At 69.7% G+C, this 20,312-nt stretch carries 14 protein-coding genes; 8 read left to right on the top strand and 6 right to left on the bottom strand.

Annotated elements, in window-relative coordinates:
• The first annotated feature begins 7 nt into the window (after positions 1 to 7).
• On the top strand, positions 8 to 2,056 hold the full coding sequence (gene paaZ / locus ASD35_RS03980) for a phenylacetic acid degradation bifunctional protein PaaZ (RefSeq protein ID WP_056873609.1): 2,049 nt from the start codon (positions 8 to 10) through the stop codon (positions 2,054 to 2,056).
• A gap of 137 nt (positions 2,057 to 2,193) precedes the next feature.
• Positions 2,194 to 3,399 carry a DUF4382 domain-containing protein gene (locus ASD35_RS03975; protein ID WP_082579898.1) on the top strand — a complete coding sequence of 402 codons (1,206 nt, stop codon included), beginning with the start codon at positions 2,194 to 2,196 and terminating at the stop codon, positions 3,397 to 3,399.
• 42 nt (positions 3,400 to 3,441) lie between these two features.
• Here the strand turns inward: ASD35_RS03975 and ASD35_RS28365 are convergent, their stop codons facing one another.
• Positions 3,442 to 4,167 carry a C40 family peptidase gene (locus ASD35_RS28365; RefSeq protein WP_157275363.1) on the bottom strand — a complete coding sequence of 242 codons (726 nt, stop codon included), beginning with the start codon at positions 4,165 to 4,167 and terminating at the stop codon, positions 3,442 to 3,444.
• A gap of 283 nt (positions 4,168 to 4,450) precedes the next feature.
• Between ASD35_RS28365 and ASD35_RS03965 the strand changes: the two genes are divergently transcribed.
• Together ASD35_RS03965 and ASD35_RS03960 are read left to right on the top strand one after the other, a co-directional pair.
• Positions 4,451 to 6,355, top strand: a complete 1,905-nt coding sequence (locus ASD35_RS03965) for a propionate--CoA ligase (RefSeq protein WP_056873607.1) — start codon at positions 4,451 to 4,453, stop codon at positions 6,353 to 6,355.
• Positions 6,356 to 6,421: 66 nt separating this feature from the next.
• On the top strand, positions 6,422 to 8,395 hold the full coding sequence (locus ASD35_RS03960) for a M3 family metallopeptidase (RefSeq protein ID WP_056873606.1): 1,974 nt from the start codon (positions 6,422 to 6,424) through the stop codon (positions 8,393 to 8,395).
• Here ASD35_RS03960 and ASD35_RS03955 read toward each other — a convergent pair whose 3' ends face one another.
• Together ASD35_RS03955 and argH are read right to left on the bottom strand one after the other, a co-directional pair.
• On the bottom strand, positions 8,396 to 8,872 hold the full coding sequence (locus ASD35_RS03955; protein ID WP_056873605.1) for a hemerythrin domain-containing protein: 477 nt from the start codon (positions 8,870 to 8,872) through the stop codon (positions 8,396 to 8,398). It lies immediately after the preceding gene.
• A gap of 55 nt (positions 8,873 to 8,927) precedes the next feature.
• Complete coding sequence (gene argH / locus ASD35_RS03950) at positions 8,928 to 10,328, bottom strand: argininosuccinate lyase (protein ID WP_056873604.1); 1,401 nt, start codon at positions 10,326 to 10,328, stop codon at positions 8,928 to 8,930.
• 79 nt (positions 10,329 to 10,407) lie between these two features.
• Here argH and ASD35_RS03945 point away from each other — a divergent pair, with 79 nt between their 5' ends.
• Genes ASD35_RS03945 through ASD35_RS03935 form a run of 3 tightly spaced genes read left to right on the top strand, consistent with a single transcriptional unit; the run spans position 10,408 to position 13,611 of the window.
• Positions 10,408 to 11,526, top strand: a complete 1,119-nt coding sequence (locus ASD35_RS03945; RefSeq protein ID WP_157275362.1) for a sensor histidine kinase — start codon at positions 10,408 to 10,410, stop codon at positions 11,524 to 11,526.
• Entirely contained in the window at positions 11,523 to 12,356 is an 834-nt protein-coding gene (locus ASD35_RS03940) for a LytTR family DNA-binding domain-containing protein (protein WP_056873603.1), read from the top strand. The genes ASD35_RS03945 and ASD35_RS03940 overlap by 4 nt, the downstream gene beginning before the upstream one ends.
• A 37-nt stretch (positions 12,357 to 12,393) precedes the next feature.
• Entirely contained in the window at positions 12,394 to 13,611 is a 1,218-nt protein-coding gene (locus ASD35_RS03935; protein ID WP_056873602.1) for a hypothetical protein, read from the top strand.
• Between the two features lies 1 nt (position 13,612).
• Here the strand turns inward: ASD35_RS03935 and ASD35_RS03930 are convergent, their stop codons facing one another.
• Positions 13,613 to 14,422, bottom strand: coding sequence for an alpha/beta fold hydrolase (locus tag ASD35_RS03930; protein WP_056873601.1), 810 nt, complete (start codon positions 14,420 to 14,422; stop codon positions 13,613 to 13,615).
• A 281-nt stretch (positions 14,423 to 14,703) separates the two neighbouring features.
• Between ASD35_RS03930 and ASD35_RS03925 the strand changes: the two genes are divergently transcribed.
• Positions 14,704 to 15,783 (top strand): glycine zipper 2TM domain-containing protein, encoded by a 1,080-nt coding sequence (locus tag ASD35_RS03925; RefSeq protein WP_157275361.1) that lies wholly within the window; start codon positions 14,704 to 14,706, stop codon positions 15,781 to 15,783.
• On the opposite strand, the gene ASD35_RS03920 is transcribed toward ASD35_RS03925, so the two are convergent.
• Positions 15,771 to 17,033 carry a GGDEF domain-containing protein gene (locus ASD35_RS03920; protein ID WP_056873599.1) on the bottom strand — a complete coding sequence of 421 codons (1,263 nt, stop codon included), beginning with the start codon at positions 17,031 to 17,033 and terminating at the stop codon, positions 15,771 to 15,773. The genes ASD35_RS03925 and ASD35_RS03920 overlap by 13 nt on opposite strands.
• Positions 17,034 to 17,139: 106 nt before the next feature.
• A complete protein-coding gene (gene ppc / locus ASD35_RS03915; RefSeq protein ID WP_056873598.1) occupies positions 17,140 to 19,929 on the bottom strand; it encodes a phosphoenolpyruvate carboxylase in 2,790 nt (929 codons plus the stop codon).
• Positions 19,930 to 20,312: the final 383 nt, after the last annotated feature.

Below are 20,312 nucleotides of genomic sequence, written 5' to 3'. Positions count from 1 at the left end.
ATTCGAGATGGCAGTTTCCACACTTCAGAGTTACATCGCCGGCCGCTGGGTCGGTGCGCAGGCGGCCAAGCCGCTGGCCAGCGCCATCAACGGGCACGTCGTCGCGCACACGCACGAGGAGGCCCTGGACTTCGCCGAGGCCATGAGCTTCGCGCGCGGCACGGCCTTGCCCGGCCTGTTGCGCACGCACTTCCAGGATCGCGCCCGCGTGCTGAAGGCGCTGGCGGCCTACCTGCTGGAGCGCAAGGAGCAGCTCTATGCGATCAGCGCCCACACCGGCGCGACGCGCAGCGACTCGTGGATCGACATCGAGGGCGGCATCGGCACGCTGTTCGCGTATGCCTCCATCGGCGGCAAGGACCTGCCCAGCAGCAACGTGCTGCACGAGGGCCCGGCCATGCGGCTGGGCGCCAACAACCACTTCATCGGCAGCCATGTGCTGGTGCCCAAGCGCGGCGTGGCGTTGCACATCAACGCCTTCAACTTCCCGATGTGGGGCATGTTGGAGAAGTTCGCGCCCAGCTTCCTGGCCGGCATGCCCTGCCTGGTCAAGCCCGCCACGTCGACGAGTTATGTGGCCGAGGCCTGCGTGCGCCTGATCGTCGACTCGGGCCTGCTGCCGGCGGGTGCACTGCAGCTCATCATCGGCGGCACGGGCGACCTGTTCGAGCGCCTGGACGAGGCGGACGTCGTCACCTTCACCGGCAGCGCCGACACCGCGCTGATGCTGAAGGCCCACCCCAACCTGCTGAAGAAGAGCATCCCCTTCAACGCCGAGGCGGACAGCCTGAACTGCGCCATCCTCGCGCCCGACGTGACGCCGGACGACCCGGAGTTCGACCTCTTCATCAAGGAGGTCGCGCGCGAGATGACGGCCAAGGCGGGGCAGAAGTGCACGGCCATCCGCCGCACGCTGGTGCCGCGCCACCTGACCGATGCGGTCGCCACGGCGCTGAAGGCGCGGTTGGGCAAGACGGTGGTGGGCGACCCGGCCGTCGAAGGTGTCCGCATGGGCGCGCTGGCCAGCAAGGCGCAACAGGCCGACGTGGCCGAGCGCGTCGCGCAGCTGGCGAAGAACTGCGAGCTGCTGCTGTCCGAGCGCGACGGCTTCGCGCCCAAGGGCGAGGGCGTCAGCGACGGCGCCTTCTTCGCGCCGACGCTGCTGCTGGCCCGCAATTCAGCCGCCAGCGACGCCCATCACCTGGAAGCCTTCGGCCCGGTGACGACGCTGCTGCCCTATGGCGACTTCGAGGAAGCGCTGCACCTGGCCACACTCGGCCGCGGCAGCCTGGTCGGCACCCTCTGCACCAAGACGCCGGCGCTGGCCGCGCAAGCCGTGCCGACGTTTGCCGCCTGGCACGGCCGCATGCTGGTGCTGGACCGCGAGGCTGCGCTGGAGAACACCGGCCACGGTTCGCCGCTGCCCAAGCTCAAGCACGGCGGCCCCGGCCGCGCGGGCGGCGGCGAGGAACTGGGCGGCCTGCGCGCCGTCAAGCACTACCTGCAGCGCTGCGCCGTGCAGGGTTCGCCGACGATGATTTCGGCCATCACCGGCGAATACCAGCGCGGGGGCGCCGTCACCGAGAGCGACATCCATCCGTTCCGCCGCTATTTCGAGGATGTCGAGGTCGGCATGAGCCTGCTGACGCACCGCCGCACCGTGGGGGAGGCAGACATCGTGGCGTTCGGCGGGTTGTCGGGCGACTACTTCTACATGCACTTCGACGAGGTGGCGGCGAAGGCGTCTCCCTTCGGCCAGCGCATCGCGCACGGCTACTTCGTGCTGTCGGCCGCCGCCGGCCTGTTCGTCAGCCCGGCCCCCGGCCCGGTGCTGGCCAACTACGGCCTGGAGAACCTGCGCTTCGTCACGCCGGTGGCCATCGGCGACACCATCCAGGCGCGGCTGACCGCCAAGCGCAAGATCGACCGCCCGCCGCGCGACGACCAGCCCGCGCAGGGCGTCATCGGCTGGGACGTGGCCGTCACCAACCAGCGCGGCGAGCTGTGCGCAAGCTACGAGATCCTGACGCTCGTGGCCAAGCGTGTTGCGGGGTGACAAGAGGAAGGGCTGCCGGACAGCTTCATGTCGGCGTGCCAGATGAAGCCGGCAACGGCTTTTGCCAACCGCTGACATCGTTCCGGCCTCCCGCCTCTTAGGCTGACGCTCCTCAGAACCATCGAGAGGAGACCGTCATGTCCCATACATCCCTTCGGGCCGCCCTGCGCTGCGGCCTTCCGACGCTCGTGGCCGCCGCATTGACCGCCTGTGGTGGCGGCGGCGGGGACCCGGGCGTGCCCATCAACACGATGGGGACGCTGCGCGTGTCGCTGACCGACGCCCCGGCCTGCGGCTTCGACCATGTCTACGTCACCGTCGAGAAGGTGCGTGTGCACAGCAACGCCTCTGCAGAGTCGAACGACGCGGGCTGGACCGACATGACGCTGGCCACGCCGCAGCGCATCGACCTGCTGGCGCTCTCCAACGGCGCGATGACGACGCTGGGCCAGGCCCAACTGCCCGCCGGCACCTACCAGCAGCTGCGCCTCGTGCTGTCGGCCAACACGGCGGCCAATCCGCTGGCCAATTCGGTTGTCGTCACCGGTGGCGGCGAGCAGGCGGTGGACACGCCCAGCGCGATGCAAAGCGGCCTCAAGCTCAACGCCGGCATGACGGTCGAATCCAGCAAGGTGGCCGACTTCGCGATCGACTTCGACGCCTGCAAGTCCTTCGTGCGGGCGGGCAACTCCGGCAAGGTGCTGCTCAAGCCGGTCCTCGCGCTGATCCCGCTGATCAGCGACGCCGGCCAGCGCGTCACCGGCTATGTGGACCCGGCGCTCGCCAACGGTGGCGCGACCGTGTCCGTGCAGGCCGCCGGCGTGCCGGTGCGCGCGACGCCGACCGACGCCACGGGCAAGTTCGTTCTCTATCCCGTGCCCGCCGGGACGTACGACCTCGTCGTCACGGCCAACGGCCGCGCCAACGCCGTCGTGACCAGCGTGCCCGTCACGACGACGGCTTACACCAACATCGGCAGCGACGCCGTTCGCCTTGTGCCGCCCGCCTCGCCGGCGTCGGCCCTGGTCAGCGGCACGGTGAAGCTGGCTGGCAGCACGGCCAACACCGAGGGCAGTGTGCGCGCCTTGCAGACGTTGACGGGCGGCCCGACGGTGGAAGTCGGCTACGCGAACGCAGACAGTGTGAGTGGCGCCTACTCGGTGCGCTTGCCGTTGGCTGCCCCGGTGGCAACGCCCTACGTGGCCAACGCCACCGCCTTTGCGTGGACCGGCGTGCCGGCGGACGCTGCCAAGTACCGCTTCGAAGCGCGTGCCGTCGGCGCCACGCCGAAAACCCAGGACCTGACGCTGACCGGCGACGCGTTGCTGGATTTCAGTTTCTGACCGGAGGTGACGCTGCCCGCCGCCTGCGGCGGCGGCAGCGCCTCAGCGCACCGTCGTGCCGGATTCGGCCGCGGCCTTCAGGTCGGCACGCCGGGCGCCAGTGAAGCGCTTGGCCCAGTAGGAGTCACGCATGTCCTCCACGCGCACGGCGCTGCCGGTGCGTGGGGCATGGATGAACTTGCCCTCGCCGACGTAGATGCCCACGTGGCTGAAGGTGCGCTTCATGGTGTTGAAGAACACCAGGTCGCCGGGCTTGAGCTCCTCGCGGCGGATGGCAGCGAGGCTGCTGTCCTTGGCCTGCTCGTCGGCGCGCCGCGGCAGCACCAGGCCCACGCTCATCTCGAAGATGTGACGGGTGAAGCCGCTGCAGTCGAAGCCGTTCTCGACCGAATTGCCGCCCCGCGTGTAGCGCACGCCGAGGAAGTTCATGGCCGACAGCACGAGGTCGGAAGCGGTGTCGCGCACGCTGGCAAGCAGGCGAGATGACCCGCTGGCTTCGCCGACCTGCATCGTCAGGCCGCGCTCGCTGAGGAAGCGGCTGACGGCGTCGCCCGCCGTCGCGCCTGCCCCGGCCGGCTTGGCTTTGTCCACCGTGGCCTGCTGCTGCAGGCTCTGGCCGTAGGCGCCTGTCATCGTGCCCGGCGGGGGCGTCGCCGATGTCGTCGTCGCGGCCTGCGCCACGCCCTGCGCATGCGCGGCGCAGCCGAGGGCCAGGAGGCCGGCGGCAGCGATGCGGTTCAGCAGGGCAGCGGTTGAAACCAGGGACATTCGAAGAACAGAAACCGGGGCGGGCCGCAGGGCGGTCGCGATAGCGGAGGGGGACAGCGGCGCGGAGGTTAGGAGGCGACCTCCGCACCGTCAATCAAAGCTGGCGGAAAGCGGGCGATTTTGAGGGCAAACCCCGGCGTGCCGACGGTTCGACTGGGTAAAAACCCTGAAACATTTCACGCGAAACGGACACGGGGACCGGTGCCTCTGCCCGGGTGGACGCCGCCGTGGCGTTTGACTTCGGTCAGATTGCCGTCAGTGCCACCGGCCCACACTCGCGGCCATGACCTCGACGCCGTATGCCGATTTCCACGCCCGCTCGCTGACGGACCGCGATGCCTTCTGGGCCGAGCAGGCCCGGCGCATCGACTGGCGGACGCCCCCGCAGCGGATCTGCGACGCCAGCCGGCCGCCGTTCGCGCGCTGGTTCGTCGGGGGCACGACCAACCTGTGCCACAACGCGGTGGACCGGCACGCCGCCGTGCGGCCCGAAGAGCGGGCGCTGATCTGGGTGTCGACCGAAGTGGGCGAGGAGCGCGTCTACAGCTTTGCCGAACTGCAGGCCGAGGTCGAGGCGATGGCCGCGACGCTGGCCGGGCAGGGCGTGGGCGTTGGCGACCGCGTGCTGATCTACATGCCCATGATCCCGGAGGCCGCCTTCGCGATGCTGGCCTGCGCGCGCATCGGCGCCATCCATTCGGTCGTGTTCGGCGGCTTCGCGTCGGTGAGCCTGGCCAGCCGCATCGAGGACGCGACGCCCAAGCTCATCGTCAGCGCCGACGCCGGCAGCCGCGGCGGCAAGCGCATCGCCTACAAGCCGCTGCTGGACGAGGCCATCGCGCTGTCCGCGCACAAGCCGGCCGCCGTGCTGATGGTGGACCGGGGCCTCGTGCCCTTCGAGCCGGTTGCGGGACGCGACCTCGACCATGCTGAACTGCGCCGCCAGCACTGGGGCGCGCGCGTGCCCTGCGCGTGGCTGGAATCGAACACGCCCAGCTACACGCTGTACACCAGCGGCACGACGGGGCGGCCGAAGGGCGTGCAACGCGACGTCGGCGGCTATGCGGTCGCGCTGGCCACGAGCATGGACTGGATCTTCGGCGGCAAGCCCGGCGAGACCTATTTCTCGACCAGCGACATCGGCTGGGTCGTCGGCCACAGCTACATCGTCTACGGGCCGCTCATCCACGGCATGGCGACGCTGATGTACGAAGGCACGCCGGTGCAGCCGGACGCGGCCGTGCTGTGGAGCCTCGTGGAGAAGTACCGGGTCACGGTGATGTTCAGCGCGCCGACGGCGGTGCGGGTGCTGAAGAAGCACGACCCGGCGCTGCTGAAGCGCCACGACCTGTCGAGCCTGCGTGCGCTGTTCCTGGCCGGCGAACCCCTGGACGAGCCGACCGCCAGCTGGATCTCAGAGGGGCTGGGTGTTCCCATCATCGACAACTACTGGCAGACCGAGACCGGCTGGCCGCTGCTGACGGTGGCGCATCACATCCCCGGTGTCGAGGCGGTGCCGACACGCCTGGGATCGCCAGGCGTGCCCATGTACGGCTATGACGTGAAGCTGCTGGATGAAGCCACCGGCGAAGTGCTGGCCCAGCCCGACCAGAAGGGCGTGCTCGTCATCGAGCACCCGCTGCCGCCCGGTGCGCTGCAGACCGTCTGGGGCGACGACGCGCGCTTCGTCAGCACCTACTGGCAGAGCGTGCCGGGGCGCCAGGTCTACTCCACCTTCGACTGGGCCGCTCGTGACGCCGACGGCTACACCTTCATCCTGGGCCGCACCGACGACGTCATCAACGTGGCCGGCCACCGCCTGGGCACGCGCGAGATCGAGGAATGCATCTCCGGCCACCCGGTGGTGGCGGAGGTGGCCGTCGTCGGCGTGGCCGATCCACTGAAGGGTCAGGTCGCGCTCGCCTTCGCGGTGCCGCGCGAGATGCCCGCCACGCCCGAGGCAGCGCGGGCGCTGGAGGGGCAGATCATGAAGCGCGTCGACGAGCAGTTGGGCGCCGTCGCGCGGCCGTCGCGCGTGCTGTTCGTGAGCCTGCTGCCCAAGACGCGCTCGGGCAAGCTGCTGCGCCGCGCGCTGCAGGCGGTGGCCGAGGGCCGCGATGCGGGCGACCTGACGACGCTGGATGACCCGGGCGCCTTGATGCAGGTGAAAACCCTGCTGCAGAAATAGGGGCATGCCGAACGACTGGGGTCATGCCAGGCCGAGAGAATCGCGGCCTTCCCACAAGGAGACGCGATGAAACCCGTCCGGACCACCCTGGCCCTGCTGGCGCTGACTGTCGCTACCGCGCATGCGCAACCGCAGCTGCCGGCGCCCAACTTCCCCACCTTCGGCAGCGTGGCCGATGTGCAGACCCGTTGCGACAGCGGCCTCAAGAGCGCCAGGCAGCGGGTGGCGCAGCTTGAGAAGCGCAAGGTCGACAGCGGCTGGCTGGCCGCCTACGACGACCTGGTCGTCTACCTCGAGGACCACCAGGGTCCCAACGACTTCATCCTCAACGTCCACCCGGATAAGGCCATCCGCGACGCGGCGCAGGCCTGCTCGCTGCGCTGGGCCGACTTCGGTTCCAGCCTGGGCCAGAACGAGAAGCTCTACCGCGCGCTGCAGAAGGCGCCCAAGGCCGATGGCATCGACGCCGAGTTCGCCCGCCTGGCCTCAGGGCAGTTCGAGGACAGCGGCGTGGCGCTGCCCAAGGCCAAGCGTGAGCGCGCCAAGCAGATTCTGGACAAGCTGACCGAGCTGGATCAGCAGTTCAACAAGAACATCCGCGACGCCGGCACGCGCGTGGCCTTCACCGGGGCCGAGCTCAAGGGCGTGCCCGCCAGCGTGTGGGAGAAGGCCAAGCGCGACGACCAGGGCCGCATCCTGCTGGGCGTGGACTACCCGAGCTATGTGCCGGTCATGCGCAGCGCCGAAAGCGGTGAGGCGCGCCGGCGCATGTGGCTGGCCAAGACCAACGAGGGCGGCACCCCCAACCTCGACCTGCTGGCCCGGATCGTCACGCTGCGCGGCGAGTACGCCAAGCTGTTCGGCTTCGACAACTATGTCGACTTCAACCTGCGCCGCCGCATGGCCAAGGACGGCGCCACCGCGACCCGCTTCCTCGACTCGGTGACCGGCGCCGTCAACGCGCGCGAGAAGACCGAGCTGCAGGAGCTGCGCGCCGCCAAGGCCGAGCACCTGGGCACGGCGCCCGAGCAGACCCAGGTCGAACGCTGGGATGCCACCTTCTACAGCGAACGCGTCAAGCTGCAGAAATTCAGCGTCGATCAGAACGCCTTCCGCCCCTATTTCCCGCCGCAGGCCAGCCTGGAGTTCTCGATGCGCATCATCGAGAAGTTGATGGGCGTGAAGTACCAGCGCGTTGACAACAAGCTGTGGCACGACGAGGCGCAGACCTATGTCGTCAGCGACGCCGCGACCGGCAAGCCCATCGCGCAGATGTATGTGGACCTCTACCCGCGCGACGGCAAGTACAACCACGCGGCCGTCTGGCCGCTGCGCGGCAGTGCCACGCGCATCGGCCGCACGCCGGCGGCGTCGCTGGTCGTCAACTTCGACCGCAACGGCCTGACGCTGGACGAGGTGGAAACGCTGCTGCACGAGCTGGGCCATGCGGTGCACGTCAATTTGTCGAACACGCGCTATGCCGCCACGGCCGGCACGACGGTCATGCACGACTTCGTCGAGGCGCCGTCGCAGATGCTGGAGGACTGGGTCTACGACAAGCAGGTGCTCAAGCTGATGCAGGAGGTCTGCCCCACCTGCAAGCCGGTGCCGGATGCGATGGTGGCGCAGGCGCAGGCGGCCAAGCACTACGGCAAGGGCGGGCTGTTCGGCCGCCAGCACCTGTACGCCAGCTACGACATCACGCTGCACCGCCAGGCCAAGCCGGAGCCGCTGCCGCTGTGGGCCAAGATGGAAGGCGCCACACCGCTGGGCCATGTGCAGGGCACGATGTTCCCGGCCGGCTTCGCCCACATCGCGGGCGGTTATGGCTCGGGCTATTACGGCTACCTGTGGAGCCTGGTCGTCGCGATGGACCTGCGCACGGCCTTTGCAGCCGACAAGCTCAACGCCGACGTCGGCAAGCGCTACCGCGATGACGTGCTGGGCCAGGGCGCGCAGAAGCCCGCGCCCGAGCTGGTCAAGGACTTCCTCGGCCGCGAGTCGAACTCGCAGGCCTTCTTCGAGTATTTGAAGAAGTAGTCAGCCGCCGCAGCTGCCTGATCCGCAGCTGTGCGCAGCAGCCTCCGCGACGGGCTCGCGGCACTGCCCCGTCACCGGGTCGAAACCGCGCTGCTCCATCGTCCACACCAGCGCCGCGTCCATCATCTCGGCGTGCTGCGGGAACCAGCCCGCCAGCTCGGTGCGCAGGATGTTCAGCGGCGCGCGGTCGTTCAGCTCGTTGGCGTAGCGCAGCGCTTCGCGCATGACGTTCAGCACCATCGCGTGCTGGCTGGCATGGCAGTTCTGCGGCTCAAAGCCGCAGCGCGCCATCCAGTCCTCCTCCATCGCGAAGTGGGCTTCGGTGTGCGCCAGCAGCGCCTGGTAGGCGGGCAGGGCGTCGCCGCCACCGTCCAGCGCGGCGCCGAAGGCGTTCAGCAGTTCGACGAATTCCTGATGCGTGTGGTCCAGCTTGGGCTGGTTCAGGACGAGGGCGTCGGTCCAGGCGAGAGTGCTCATGGGACAAATGCTAGTGAGGCCGGATCGCGCCGGCCTTGATCTGGCTTAAACCAGCTTATGAGGCCAGGCGTGCGCGGTGGCGTTCCACCTGCGCCCGGACCTGCGCGGGCGCGGTGCCGCCCAGCACGTTGCGGGCGTTGAGAGAGCCTTCCAGAGACAGCACGTCGAACACGTCCGCCTCGACGCGTGCGTCGAAGGCCTTCAGCTCGTCCAGCGTCAGCGCGGCCAGGTCCACGCCCTGGGCCGTGGCGGTCTTCACGGCGTGCGCCACGACCTCGTGCGCGTCGCGGAAGGGCAGGCCCTTCTTGACGAGGTAGTCCGCCAGGTCGGTCGCGGTCGCGTGGCCCTTCAACGCCGCGGCGCGCATGGCTTCGGGCTTGACGGTCAGGCCGGCCAGCATGTCGGCAAAGATGCGCAGCGTGTCCTTCAACGTGTCGACCGTGTCGAACAAGGGCTCCTTGTCCTCCTGGTTGTCCTTGTTGTAGGCCAGCGGCTGGCCCTTCATCAGCGTGACCAGGCCCACGAGGTGGCCCACGACGCGGCCCGTCTTGCCGCGCGCCAGCTCGGGCACGTCGGGGTTCTTCTTCTGCGGCATGATCGACGAGCCGGTGCAGAAGGCGTCGGGCAACGCGATGAAGCCGAAGTTCTGGCTCATCCACAGGATCAGCTCCTCGGACAGCCGCGAGACGTGCAGCATCACCAGCGTGGCGGCCGACGAGAACTCGATCGCGAAGTCGCGGTCGCTCACCGCGTCCAGGCTGTTCTGCGCGCAGGCTTCCATGCCCAGCGTCCTGGCGACACGTTCGCGGTCCAGCGGGTAGCTGGTGCCGGCCAGCGCGGCGGCGCCCAGCGGCAGGCGGTTGACGCGCTTGCGCGCATCCAGCAGCCGCTCCACGTCGCGCGCGAACATCTCCACATAGGCCAGCAGGTGGTGGCCGAAGCTCACCGGCTGCGCGACCTGCAGGTGCGTGAAGCCCGGCAGGATCACGTCGGCATGCTCGCTGGCCTTCTCGACCATCACGGTCTGCAGCGCCTTGAGCAGCCCGGCGATCTCGTCGATCTCGCCGCGCAGCCACAGCCGCACGTCGGTGGCGACCTGGTCGTTGCGGCTGCGTCCGGTGTGCAGGCGCTTGCCGGCGATGCCGACGCGCTCGGTCAGGCGCGCCTCGATGTTCAGGTGCACGTCCTCCAGGTCCAGCTTCCACTCGAACTGGCCGGCCTCGATCTCGGCGGCGATCTCATTCAGGCCGCGCTGGATGGCGGCATGGTCCTCGGCGTTCAGGATGCCTTGTGCCGCCAGCATCTCCGCATGCGCCAGGCTGCCCGTGATGTCGGCCCGCCACAGGCGCTGGTCGAAGCCGACGCTGGCGGTGTAGCGCTTGACGAGGTCGCTCATCGGTTCGGAAAACAGCGCGGACCAGGCTTGGGATTTGTTGGCGAGTTGGTTGTCTGACATGACGGAGGTGCGGCGGGCGTCGGATTTCGGCGCGCACAATCGCGCGCAGCCCGGCATTATCGAACGCCGCCTCCCGCCCATGCTCCTGTCCTTCTTCAAGCGCCGCCGGCCGGCGGCGCGACACAGCGTCTGGCACGAGTCCCTGCAGGTGAGCCAGTGGCTCGCGTTCGCGCCGACCGAACTGCCGGAGCTGCCGGCGCTGAACCCCGCGCCGCTGCTGGACCCGACCCGCGCCTTCGACGTCTGCCACGTGGGCCTGGTGCTGCGCGCCGTGCTGGGCGTGCAGCTGCTGCTGGCGCTGGGCATGGCGCTCGTTGCGCGCGACGGCGCCCAGTGGCTGGCGCTGACGGCCAACGGCACCGTCGTGACCATGTTCGCGGTGTTGTCGTGGCTGCTGGTCGTCTGCGCCGCCAAGCGGCTTTGGCCACGGCTGCCCGAGTTGGCCCAGTGGGCGGCGCTGCTGGTGCTGGGCGCGGCCGGCGCGCTGCTGGGCTTTGCGCTGCTCAACCTGACCAGCGACGAGCCCGCCTCGCCGTGGCGCTGGGGCAGCATCGCCGCCGCGGGCGCCAGCGGCGCGGGCCTGCTGCTGGCCTGGCTGAAGCTGCGCGAGCACAGCCAGCGCCCGGCCGATGCGCTGGCCCAGCTCGTCGAGCTGCAGTCGCGCATCCGCCCGCACTTCCTGTTCAACACGCTGAACAGCGCCATCGCCCTCGTGCAGATCGACCCGGCGCGCGCCGAGGGCGTGCTGGAAGACCTGGCCGAACTCTTCCGCGTCGCGTTGGCCGATTCCAGCACCTCGGTCACGCTGGCCGAGGAGGTCGAGCTCGCCAAACGCTACCTGGCCATCGAGCAGATCCGCTTCGGCAAGCGGCTGCGCGTCGTCTGGCACCTGGACCCCACCGCCGGCAGCGCGAGGTTGCCGCCGCTGCTGCTGCAGCCGCTGGTCGAGAACGCCGTGCGCCATGGCGTGGAGCCCAACGACGAGGGGGGCGAACTGGAGGTCACGACGACGCGGCGCGGCGGCGAGGTCGAGATCCGCATCGTCAACACCGTGGGCGCGCCGGCCCGCATCCCCGGCCACGGCCTGGCGCTGCGCAACGTGCGCCAGCGCCTGCGGCTCATGCATGACGTGGCCGGGCGCTTCGAGATCGACTCCGGCGAAGACCGCTTCGCCTTGCGTATCGTGTTGCCCCTATGACTGCATTGCGCATCCTCGTCGTCGATGACGAACCCCTGGCTCGGCTGCGGCTGCGCGGCCTCGTCGACGCCATCGCCGAACCCCGCTGCGAAGTCGTCGCCGAGGCCGCCACCGGCTCCCAGGCCACCGCCTGGCTGCGCGACCATGGCTGCGACCTGGTGCTGCTGGACGTGCAGATGCCCGGCGCCGACGGCCTGCAAGTCGCCGACGGGCTGGCCCAGCGCGTCGCCGCAGGCCAGGCCGCGCCGATGGTCGTCTTCGTCACGGCCCACGCCATGCACGCGCTGCGCGCCTTCGAGCTTGATGCCATCGACTACCTGACCAAGCCGGTGCGCCGCGAGCGCCTGCAGGCGGCACTGGCCCGCGCCGCGCAGCGCCTGGCCGAACGCGCTGCCGTGCAGGGCCAGCAGCCCGCCCAGCCACGCGACAAGCCGGCGCCACCCGACGCCGACTTCATCGCCATCGCCGACCGTGGCCGCCTGAAGCGCGTGCCGGTGGCCGAGGTCCTGTACTTCAAGGCCGAGCTGAAGTACGTGACGCTGCGCACCGCCAGCGAAAGCCACGTCATGGACGGCGCGTTGTCCGAGCTGGAGCAGCGCTTCGGCGACCGCTTCCTGCGCATCCACCGCAACGCGCTCGTCGCCCGCTGGGCCGTGCGCGAGCTGGAGCGGCATGCGCCGACGAGCTTCGGCGAGCTGGACGGCGGCGACCCCAACGCCGACGGCGCCGACAGCTGGGCCGTGCGCATCGTGCACGTCGACGAATGGCTGGCCGTGTCGCGCCGCCAGGTGGCGGCGGTGCGGGAGGCGCTGGCGGGGCAGGGCAGGTGAGGGCGACGGCTTGAGCAGATGGCGACGCGGGGCGGTGTTGGCGGCGGTGCTGGTGGCGACCGGTGCGGGCGGGGTGTTTTGGCGAGCGACCCGTGCCGTCGAGCAGCCGGCTTCAGTGCCCGCCCCGATGCCGTTGGCCGGCGTGCCAGCGGCGGCAGCCATGGTGCAAGGTCGAAGCCTCGCGAACGGTGCCGTCGCGGCAACCGGTCCGGCGTCGGCGGCGAGTCTCGCCCTGGCCGCGGTGGACAAGGAATTCGTCGAGGTTTGCGGCATCGGCCGCGTGCGGCGCAGCGACATGGAGCAAGTCGAGGGGCGGCCTGAGCCAGCTTGGCTGCAGACGTTGGAGCGCCAGAGCCAGCAGGAACTCGCGGCGATTCAGAAGCGTTTGGAAGCCGGCTCGGTCAGGCAGCGCGTGGGTGCCGCGGTGATGCGTGGGGATACCGAGGGCGCTGCCCAGTTGGCTGCATCGACACAGGACGGCACGGCATATCGCCTCGCGTTGCGCGTGTGCCGACAGGACGCGTCCTATCGCGCCGCCTACAAGCGCCGGCCGCCACCTATTGCCTCTGCAGCAAGCGGCTTCGAGATGCAGGAGCCGCCCGCGCCGGGTCCTTTGCCCAGCGCCTGTGCTGCGCTGAGCCTGGAAAGGCTGGAATTGCTGGAGCCGGATGACGCCTGGCCTTGGCTGGCGCGGCTCAATGACAGCAGCGCTCGAGGCGATGACGAGGGCGTGACGCTGGCGCTGCATCAGATCGCCCAGCGGCGACGTTTGACGCCGAGTACGCGAGCCCTCAGCGCCACCGTGGCCGAAGTGGTCGGCGCAGAGCCGACCGCGAACGAGGCTTTCGCCTTGATGACCGCCGTCGGAATGGATATGGCCTCGGGCCTGGATGGGTCGCTGCTCAGCATCGGCAAGTCTTGTAGCCCCGCGGCGCTGCGCGACGCGAATCGGCGTCAGCAATGCGAGCAGATCGCGCGTCGGATGCCGGGCATGGTGGCGGAAGCGGTCGATGCTGCAGTGTTGTATTCCCTGGAGGAGCGCCTTGGCCTGCCGCATAGCAAAGAGGCGTTCTCACACGAGGAATTGGGCCGGGCGATGGAGGTTGCGGCGAAGGAGAGCATGAGCTGGGTGGAGGAGCCCAGCTGCGCCAACATCAGCAGCATGGGCCGGCACGTCGTGGCCCTGGCGCGTGGCGGCGAGCTGGCAGCGATGCGCGTCTGGCTGGAGGCGTCACGCGCATCCGCGCCGCGCTGAATCAGGCTGCCAGCGCGCGTTGCATCGAACCCAGCTGCATCGCGCCCAGGCTCTCCAGGATCAATTCATTGACCCGCGCCGCGTCGGTGATTGGCGCCAGGTGCCCGGCGCCTTCCAGCCAGTCGAAGCGCACATTGGGCAGCCGGCCGGCCAGGCTCTGCGCGACGCGCTGCGCGCTGGCGCGTGTCGCCGTGCCGCAGATCAGGTGCACCGGCATGCGCAGCAGCCCCAGCAGGCTGTCGCTCCAGCGTGCGTTGAACAGCGCTTCGAAATGGCGGCGCACCGTCGGCATGGCTTCGGCCAGGCGCAGGCGCCGGGTGTCGTCCAGCTCCGGCCAGATGTCGCGCCCCTGCCAGTAGCCGCAGAAGCCGCGTGCGGCGCCGAGGTCGTCGCCGCGGTCGAGGGCGGCGCCCAGCGTGGCGGCGACTTCGCGGATCTCGCTCCACGCCGGCTCGTTGGGGCCGAGGGCGGGCAGCAGGCCGAAGGCGACCGGCTCGTACAGCGTCAGCGACAGCACGCGGCGGGGCTGCTGCAGTGCGATCTGTAAGGCCACGGTGCCGCCGTAGCTGTGGCCGACGAGATGGAAGCCTTGCTCGCGCGGCAGCAACAGGCCGGCAAGCACGCCGTTGGCCTCGACGCAGAGCTGGCTGGGCATCAGCTCGGGCCAGCCGGGCCGCGTGCCGTGGCCGAACAGGTCCGGCGTGTGCCACTGCCAGGCGCTGCCGCCGTCCGCAACGAGGCGGCGCCATTGCTGGCTGCTGGCGGCGCTGGAATGCAGGCAGACGACAGCGGGGCGACGGGTGTCGGGCATGAGGGATCTCTCCAGAGGCGGCTTGCCGGCCTCCGTGGGAGGCTGGCATTTCAATCGGATGACGGCACGCGGCGGGTGCTTGCTGCGCTGTGGCGGCGCTGCCGTCGCGGGCCGCATCATCCCGGCGTTTGGCCGGCCGTGGAGGGGGCAACGCGGGGAAGATTCACCGCGCCCCGTGCACCGATGTAGGTCGCGGCCTACCGCAATGCAGCCGGCGTGCCGATACATCGCAGCGGGTGGTGGCGCCTAGGCTGGGGCTCCTTCAATCTCAGGAGCGGTGCATGAAGCCTTCAATGCATTTCTCGGCGGCCGCCCTCGCGTGCGCGTTGCTGGCCGGCTCGCCCTTTGTGGCCGGTACGGCACAGGCCCAGCGCAGCAGCCAGACGACGCAGTTGCGAGTGACCGGCTTCGACGTGGAACAGGTGGACCGCATCGAGCCCGGCGCGGAGCTGAACTTCACGGTCTGGGGCACCGCCGGCGCGGTCGTGTTGCTGCAGATCGATGGCGGCCGGCGCACCGTGCGTCTGGATGAGGCCACGCCGGGGCGCTACCAGGGCAGCTACATCATCGGCCGCTCCGACCGCATCGGCCCGGAGTCGCGCGTGCATGCCAACCTGCGCCAGAACAACCGCGTGGCCACGGCCATGCTGGGTGAGGCGCTACAGGTCGGCTGGCCGGTGCCGGGCGACACGGCCGCCCATGCGCCAGAGATCCAGTCGGTGGGCGTGGTCCGCGAGCCGGGCCGGGGCCGGGCGGATGCGCTGCGCTACACCGTGCGCGGCACGCCGGGCGCGCAGGTGTCGGTGCAGTTGCGCGGCAGCCAGTCGCGCAACGTCGTGCTGGACGAGGTGCGCGCGGGCGAATATGTCGGCACCTATGTGCTGCCTCAAGGCGATTGGGTCGACACCGAGCAACCCCTGGTGGCGCAGCTGCGCGTGGGAAACCGCACGGTGCAGAGCAGCGTCCCCAACGCCTATGCCGGCGTGAACTTCCGGGCGCGGCGCGCGGACAACTTTGCCAGTTGCCAGGACTGCGCCACGGTGCAGGCGGTGAACGAAGTGGTGGTCGACGGAGAGGGCCGCGTGCTCGGCACGGTGGCCGGCGGCGTGCTGGGGGCGGTTGTCGGCAGCCAGTTCGGCAAGGGTGACGGCCGCACCGCGGCGGGCGTGGCCGGCGCCGTGGGCGGCGCGCTGCTGGGCCGCGAGATCCAGAAGCGCCACAACCAGCGCACGCAGTACGAGGTCATCGTGCGCATGAACGACGGCGTGCAACGCAGCGTCGTCTATGCGGAGCCGCCAGCGTTCAGGGTGGGCGAGCAGGTGCGTGTGGTGGGCGACACGCTGGAGCGTTACGCACGTTGATGGTCCGCGCCGGTGTCTGACGGGCCTTCCGCAGCCACGCGGTTGCGGCCCTCGGCCTTGGCGCGGTACAGCGCCGCGTCGGCGGCAGCGAAGAGTTGGTCGAGCGGGCGTTCGCCGTGCATCGCTGCGACGCCGAAGCTGGCCGTGATGTGCACGCCGTCGCCGAAGTCGTGCTCCGCCACGCGGGCACGCAGCTTCTCGGCGATTGCCACCGCTTGTTGCAGCCCGGTGTTGCGGCAGACGAGCAGGAACTCTTCCCCGCCCCAGCGGCCCAGCAAGTCCTGGCCGCGCACATGGCGGCGCACGAGTTCCGCCAGGCCGGCAAGCACACGGTCGCCGGCCTGGTGGCCGATGGTGTCGTTGACGGCCTTGAAATGGTCGATGTCGATCAGCACGAAGCCGAGCGCGTGCCCGTGCTGGCGCCAGTCGGCCACGGCCTGCGCCAGCACGTCCTCCAGCCCCTTGCGGTTGAACGCGCCGGTGAGCGCGTCCGTGCTGGCCAGCTGCGCCAGTTGCTTGCTGCGCCTTTGCACGCGCATGAGGCGCTGCAGCAGGTACAGCAACGCCAGCACCAGCCAGGCGTTGATGATGGCCAGGTACCAGCGCTCGGTGGACATCCACTCCGTCTCGTACTCGATCTTGTGCAGCACGAAACGGTAGTCGCCCAGCGGCGCCTCGGTGCCGGTGCTGATCTCCAGCGCGACGACGTTGTCGAACTCCGGCCGGCTCAGATGCGGTGGAATGTGGAACTGCGTCATCCACCAGTTGACCACCACGAAGTTCGCCAGATCCGCCTCGACCACGCCGCCGAAATCGGTGTTGAGCTCGATCTGGTTGTACTTTGCAGCTTCCGGCAGCGACTGCGGAATGCCGTAGGCGGGGCTGGCGTTGCGCAACTGCAGCCGCAGCGTGCGGGCAGGGCCCTTGTATTCCAGCCACAGCCGCAGCCGTTGGACCTTGCTCAGGTCCAGGCCCTTGAGGCGGTGCGGGTCGAACTGCAGCGCCATGCCGCAGTACGGGTAGGAGAAGCGGTCACGCAGCGTGCACAGCAGTTCCAGCCCTGGGCCGCTGCCGCGCACCACTTCGGAATTGCCACCGTTGTGCTGGTCGGACAGCAGCTTGGGGTGCAGCTGTTCGTTCGGCACGATGACGCGCACCTGACGCAGCCAAATGTCGGAGAACTGCACCGCTGCGAGGCTGATCAGCACCGCGAGGAGAAGGCCGTATTCGGCGCGCCACTTGTGACCCATGTGGGCGCGACTCTAGCTGCCAGCGCTCGCGGGGTCACCTCTTGCGGCGCCGACGAGCCGACCGCCAGCGCTGGCACGGCGCCGTCGGCGCCCGGTTGCAGTCGCCTCAGCCCGTGTTGCGCAGGCCCGCGGCGATGCCGTTGATCGACAGGTGGATGCCGCGCTGCACGCGTTCCATCGCCGGGTCGTCCGCCGCGATGCGCCGGTAGCGGCGCATCAGCTCGACCTGCAGGTGATTGAGCGGGTCGATGTAGGGGAAGCGGTGCTCGATCGAGCGCGCCAGCGACGGGTTGGCGGCCAGACGCTTGTCTTCGCCCGTGATGAGGCTGAGCGCCGCTTGCGTGCGCTCGAACTCGGCGCGGATGGCCGCGAAGATGCGCTTGCCGAGCTTCTTGTCTTCCACCAGCTCGACATAGCGCTCGGCGAGCGTCAGGTCGGACTTGGCCAGCACCATGTCGAGGTTGGACAGCAGCGCGCGGAAGAAGGGCCAACCCTTGAGCATGCGCTTGAGCAGGGCCAGGTTCTTGGCACGCTGCGCGGGCTCTTCGCCGAGGAAGGCCTCGACGCCCGAGCCGAAGCCGCACCACCCCGGCAAGGCCACGCGGGCCTGGCCCCAGGAGAAGCCCCAGGGGATGGCCCGCAGGTCCTCGATGGCGCGCGTGGCCTTGCGGGAGGCGGGGCGCGAGCCGATGTTGAGTTCGGCGATCTCGCGGATGGGCGTGGACGCGAAGAAGTAGTCGGCGAAGCCGGGCGTGTCGTAGACCAGCCCGCGATAGGCCGCAAAGCTGGCATCCGACAGCGCCTGCGCGGCCTGCAGGAAGCTCTTGGGCGCGCTCTGCGTGGGGTGCAGCAGGGTGGCTTCGAGCGTCGCGGCGACCAGCGTCTCCAGGTTGCGGCGGCCGATCTCGGGGTGGGCGTATTTGGAGGCGATGACCTCGCCCTGTTCGGTCAGGCGGATCTGGCCGTTCACGGTGCCCGGGGGCTGGGCGAGGATGGCCTGGTAGCTCGGGCCGCCGCCACGGCCGACGGTGCCGCCGCGGCCATGGAAGAGGCGCAGCGTGATGGGCGCCTGCGCCTTGAGTTCGTCGAACAGCTCGACCAGCGCGATCTCGGCGCGGTACAGCTCCCAGGACGACGTGAACATGCCGCCGTCCTTGTTGCTGTCGGAGTAGCCCAGCATGATGTCCTGCTCGCCGCCGCTGCGGTCGATCAGGCCGCGCATGCCGGGTAGCGCGTAGAACTCGCGCATGATCTCCGGCGCGACGCGCAGGTCGCCGATGGTCTCGAACAGCGGCACGATGATGAGGTCGCTGACCGCCTGCTCGGCGAGCACGCCGCGCAGCAGGCCGGTTTCCTTCAGCAGCAGGGCCACTTCCAGCAGGTCGCTGACCGATTCGGTGTGGCTGATGATGTAGTGGCGCAGCGCCTCGCGCCCGAAGCGGGCCAGCGCCTCGCGGCCGGCCTCGAAGGTCGCGAGTTCGAACCTGGCCTTGTCGCTGTAGTTGGCGCCGATGACGCGCAGTGGGCGGGCGTCGTTGAGCAGCCTGAGCAGCAGCTCGCGCTTGGCGGCTTCGTCGAGCGCCGAGTAGTCGGGCTCGATGCGGGCGACGGCCAGCAGCTCGGCCAGCACCAGCTCGTGCTGGTCGCTGCTCTGGCGCAGGTCCAGCGTGGCGAGGTGAAAGCCGAACACCTGCACGGCGCGGATCAGCGGCGACAGGCGCGGCGCGATCAACGCCTCGGCGTGATGGGTCTTCAGCGAGGACTCGATGGTGCGCAGGTCGGCGAGCAGTTCGTCGGGCGTGCGGTAGGGGTCCTGCGGCGCGACGGCATGGCGCAGGGCCTCGGTGCCGGTCAGCTCGTGCAGCGTGGCGGCCAGGCGGGCGTACATGCCCGTCAGCGCACGGCGGTAGGGCTCGTCCAGGCGGTGCGCGTTCTGGTCGGGGCTGCGCTCGGCCAGCGCCTGCATGGCGGGCGACACGCCGCTCAGGTGCAGCGAGATCGACAGCTCGGCGCCCAGTTCGTGCAGCTCGGTCAGGTAGTGACGCAGCGCGACCTCGCCCTGGCGCTGCATCGCGCGCTTGAGGGTTGCTGCGCCGACGTTGGGGTTGCCGTCGCGGTCCCCGCCGATCCAGTGGCCCATGCGCAGGAAGCTCGGCAGTTGCTCGCCGGGCAGATGCTCTTCCAGCTCGGCATAGAGCTTGGGAATCTGGCGCAGGAACGTGGACTGGTAATAGGAGAGGGCGTTCTCGATCTCGTCGGCCACGGTCAGCTTGGAGTAGCGCAGCATGCGCGTCTGCCACAGCTGAGTGATGCGGGCGCGCAGCAGGCCCTCGGTGTCGCGCAACTCGCGTTCGGTCGCGGCGCGGTCGCGGGCCTCCAGCAGGCCGGCGACGGCGCGCTCGGCGTCCAGGATGCTCTTGCGCTGGACCTCGGTGGGGTGGGCGGTCAGCACCGGCGAGATGAAGCCGCGTTGCAGCACCTCGGCAATCTCCGTCGGACGGATGCCGGCCTCGTGCAGGTGCTCCAGGCAGTAGGCCAGCGAGCCGGGCTGCAGGCTGCCGGCGCGCTCATGCACGTCGCGGCGGCGGATGTGGTGGCGGTCCTCGGCGATGTTGGCCAGGTGCGAGAAGTAGCTGAACGCGCGGATGACGCTCACGGCCTGCTCGCCCGACAGGCCCTTGAGCAGCTTGTCGAAGCGCTTGCCCGCCTCCTTGTCGTGCTTGTGGCGGTAGGCCACGGACAACTGGCGGATGCGTTCGACCAGCTCATAGGCTTCGCGACCTTCCTGCTCGCGGATGACGTCACCGAGGATGCGACCGAGGAGCCGGATGTCGGCCACCAGCGGCTCGTTCTTGTCGACTTCGGGGCGGCGGGCAGGGGCGGCTCGTGAGGGCATGGCGGGTCGTCCGAGAGGATGAAATGCTGCGGTCAAGGTAACGAAGTTACCGAAATATGACTCTAGCAGTTTCTTCCCGGAAACGGGCCTTGCGCTGGGGCGCCGGGGGGCGCTTGAGATGCGGTTCGAACCGTCCGGCGGGCGCGGAAGCACGAGGGCTGATCGCCGCCGCGCTATGGGGGCGCCGACGGGGGCCGGCCAGGCAAACCCGAGCAGGTCTTCGGCCGCCGCGAAGCGGGCGTTGCGAAAGTACAGCCTACGAGTGAGAAGAGAGTCTGTCCGAAGCGCAACGCGCCAACGTGCCGAACAGGCAGGCCCGCGCCGCAGTCACAATGGGATCGCTACCAATGAGCTCAAAGCGAGCAGTATGTCATCAAAATGGC

The sequence above is a fragment of the Pelomonas sp. Root1444 genome, assembly GCF_001426885.1.
Taxonomy (GTDB): Bacteria; Pseudomonadota; Gammaproteobacteria; order Burkholderiales; family Burkholderiaceae_C; genus Pelomonas.
The sequence above is the reverse complement of the archived record's forward strand: the minus strand, read 5'-3'. Positions and strand labels throughout refer to the sequence as shown.

Coding starts and splice junctions, on each gene's coding strand:
- ASD35_RS28365 (WP_157275363.1), bottom strand. CDS start 4,167: ATGTCCCTGGTTTCAACCGCTGCCCTGCTGAACCGCATCGCTGCCGCC.
- ASD35_RS03930 (WP_056873601.1), bottom strand. CDS start 14,422: ATGCCCGACACCCGTCGCCCCGCTGTCGTCTGCCTGCATTCCAGCGCC.
- ASD35_RS03960 (WP_056873606.1), top strand. CDS start 6,422: ATGAAACCCGTCCGGACCACCCTGGCCCTGCTGGCGCTGACTGTCGCT.
- ppc (WP_056873598.1), bottom strand. CDS start 19,929: ATGCCCTCACGAGCCGCCCCTGCCCGCCGCCCCGAAGTCGACAAGAAC.
- ASD35_RS03945 (WP_157275362.1), top strand. CDS start 10,408: ATGCTCCTGTCCTTCTTCAAGCGCCGCCGGCCGGCGGCGCGACACAGC.
- ASD35_RS03925 (WP_157275361.1), top strand. CDS start 14,704: ATGAAGCCTTCAATGCATTTCTCGGCGGCCGCCCTCGCGTGCGCGTTG.
- ASD35_RS03920 (WP_056873599.1), bottom strand. CDS start 17,033: ATGGGTCACAAGTGGCGCGCCGAATACGGCCTTCTCCTCGCGGTGCTG.
- ASD35_RS03940 (WP_056873603.1), top strand. CDS start 11,523: ATGACTGCATTGCGCATCCTCGTCGTCGATGACGAACCCCTGGCTCGG.
- ASD35_RS03955 (WP_056873605.1), bottom strand. CDS start 8,872: ATGAGCACTCTCGCCTGGACCGACGCCCTCGTCCTGAACCAGCCCAAG.
- ASD35_RS03975 (WP_082579898.1), top strand. CDS start 2,194: ATGTCCCATACATCCCTTCGGGCCGCCCTGCGCTGCGGCCTTCCGACG.
- paaZ (WP_056873609.1), top strand. CDS start 8: ATGGCAGTTTCCACACTTCAGAGTTACATCGCCGGCCGCTGGGTCGGT.
- argH (WP_056873604.1), bottom strand. CDS start 10,328: ATGTCAGACAACCAACTCGCCAACAAATCCCAAGCCTGGTCCGCGCTG.
- ASD35_RS03965 (WP_056873607.1), top strand. CDS start 4,451: ATGACCTCGACGCCGTATGCCGATTTCCACGCCCGCTCGCTGACGGAC.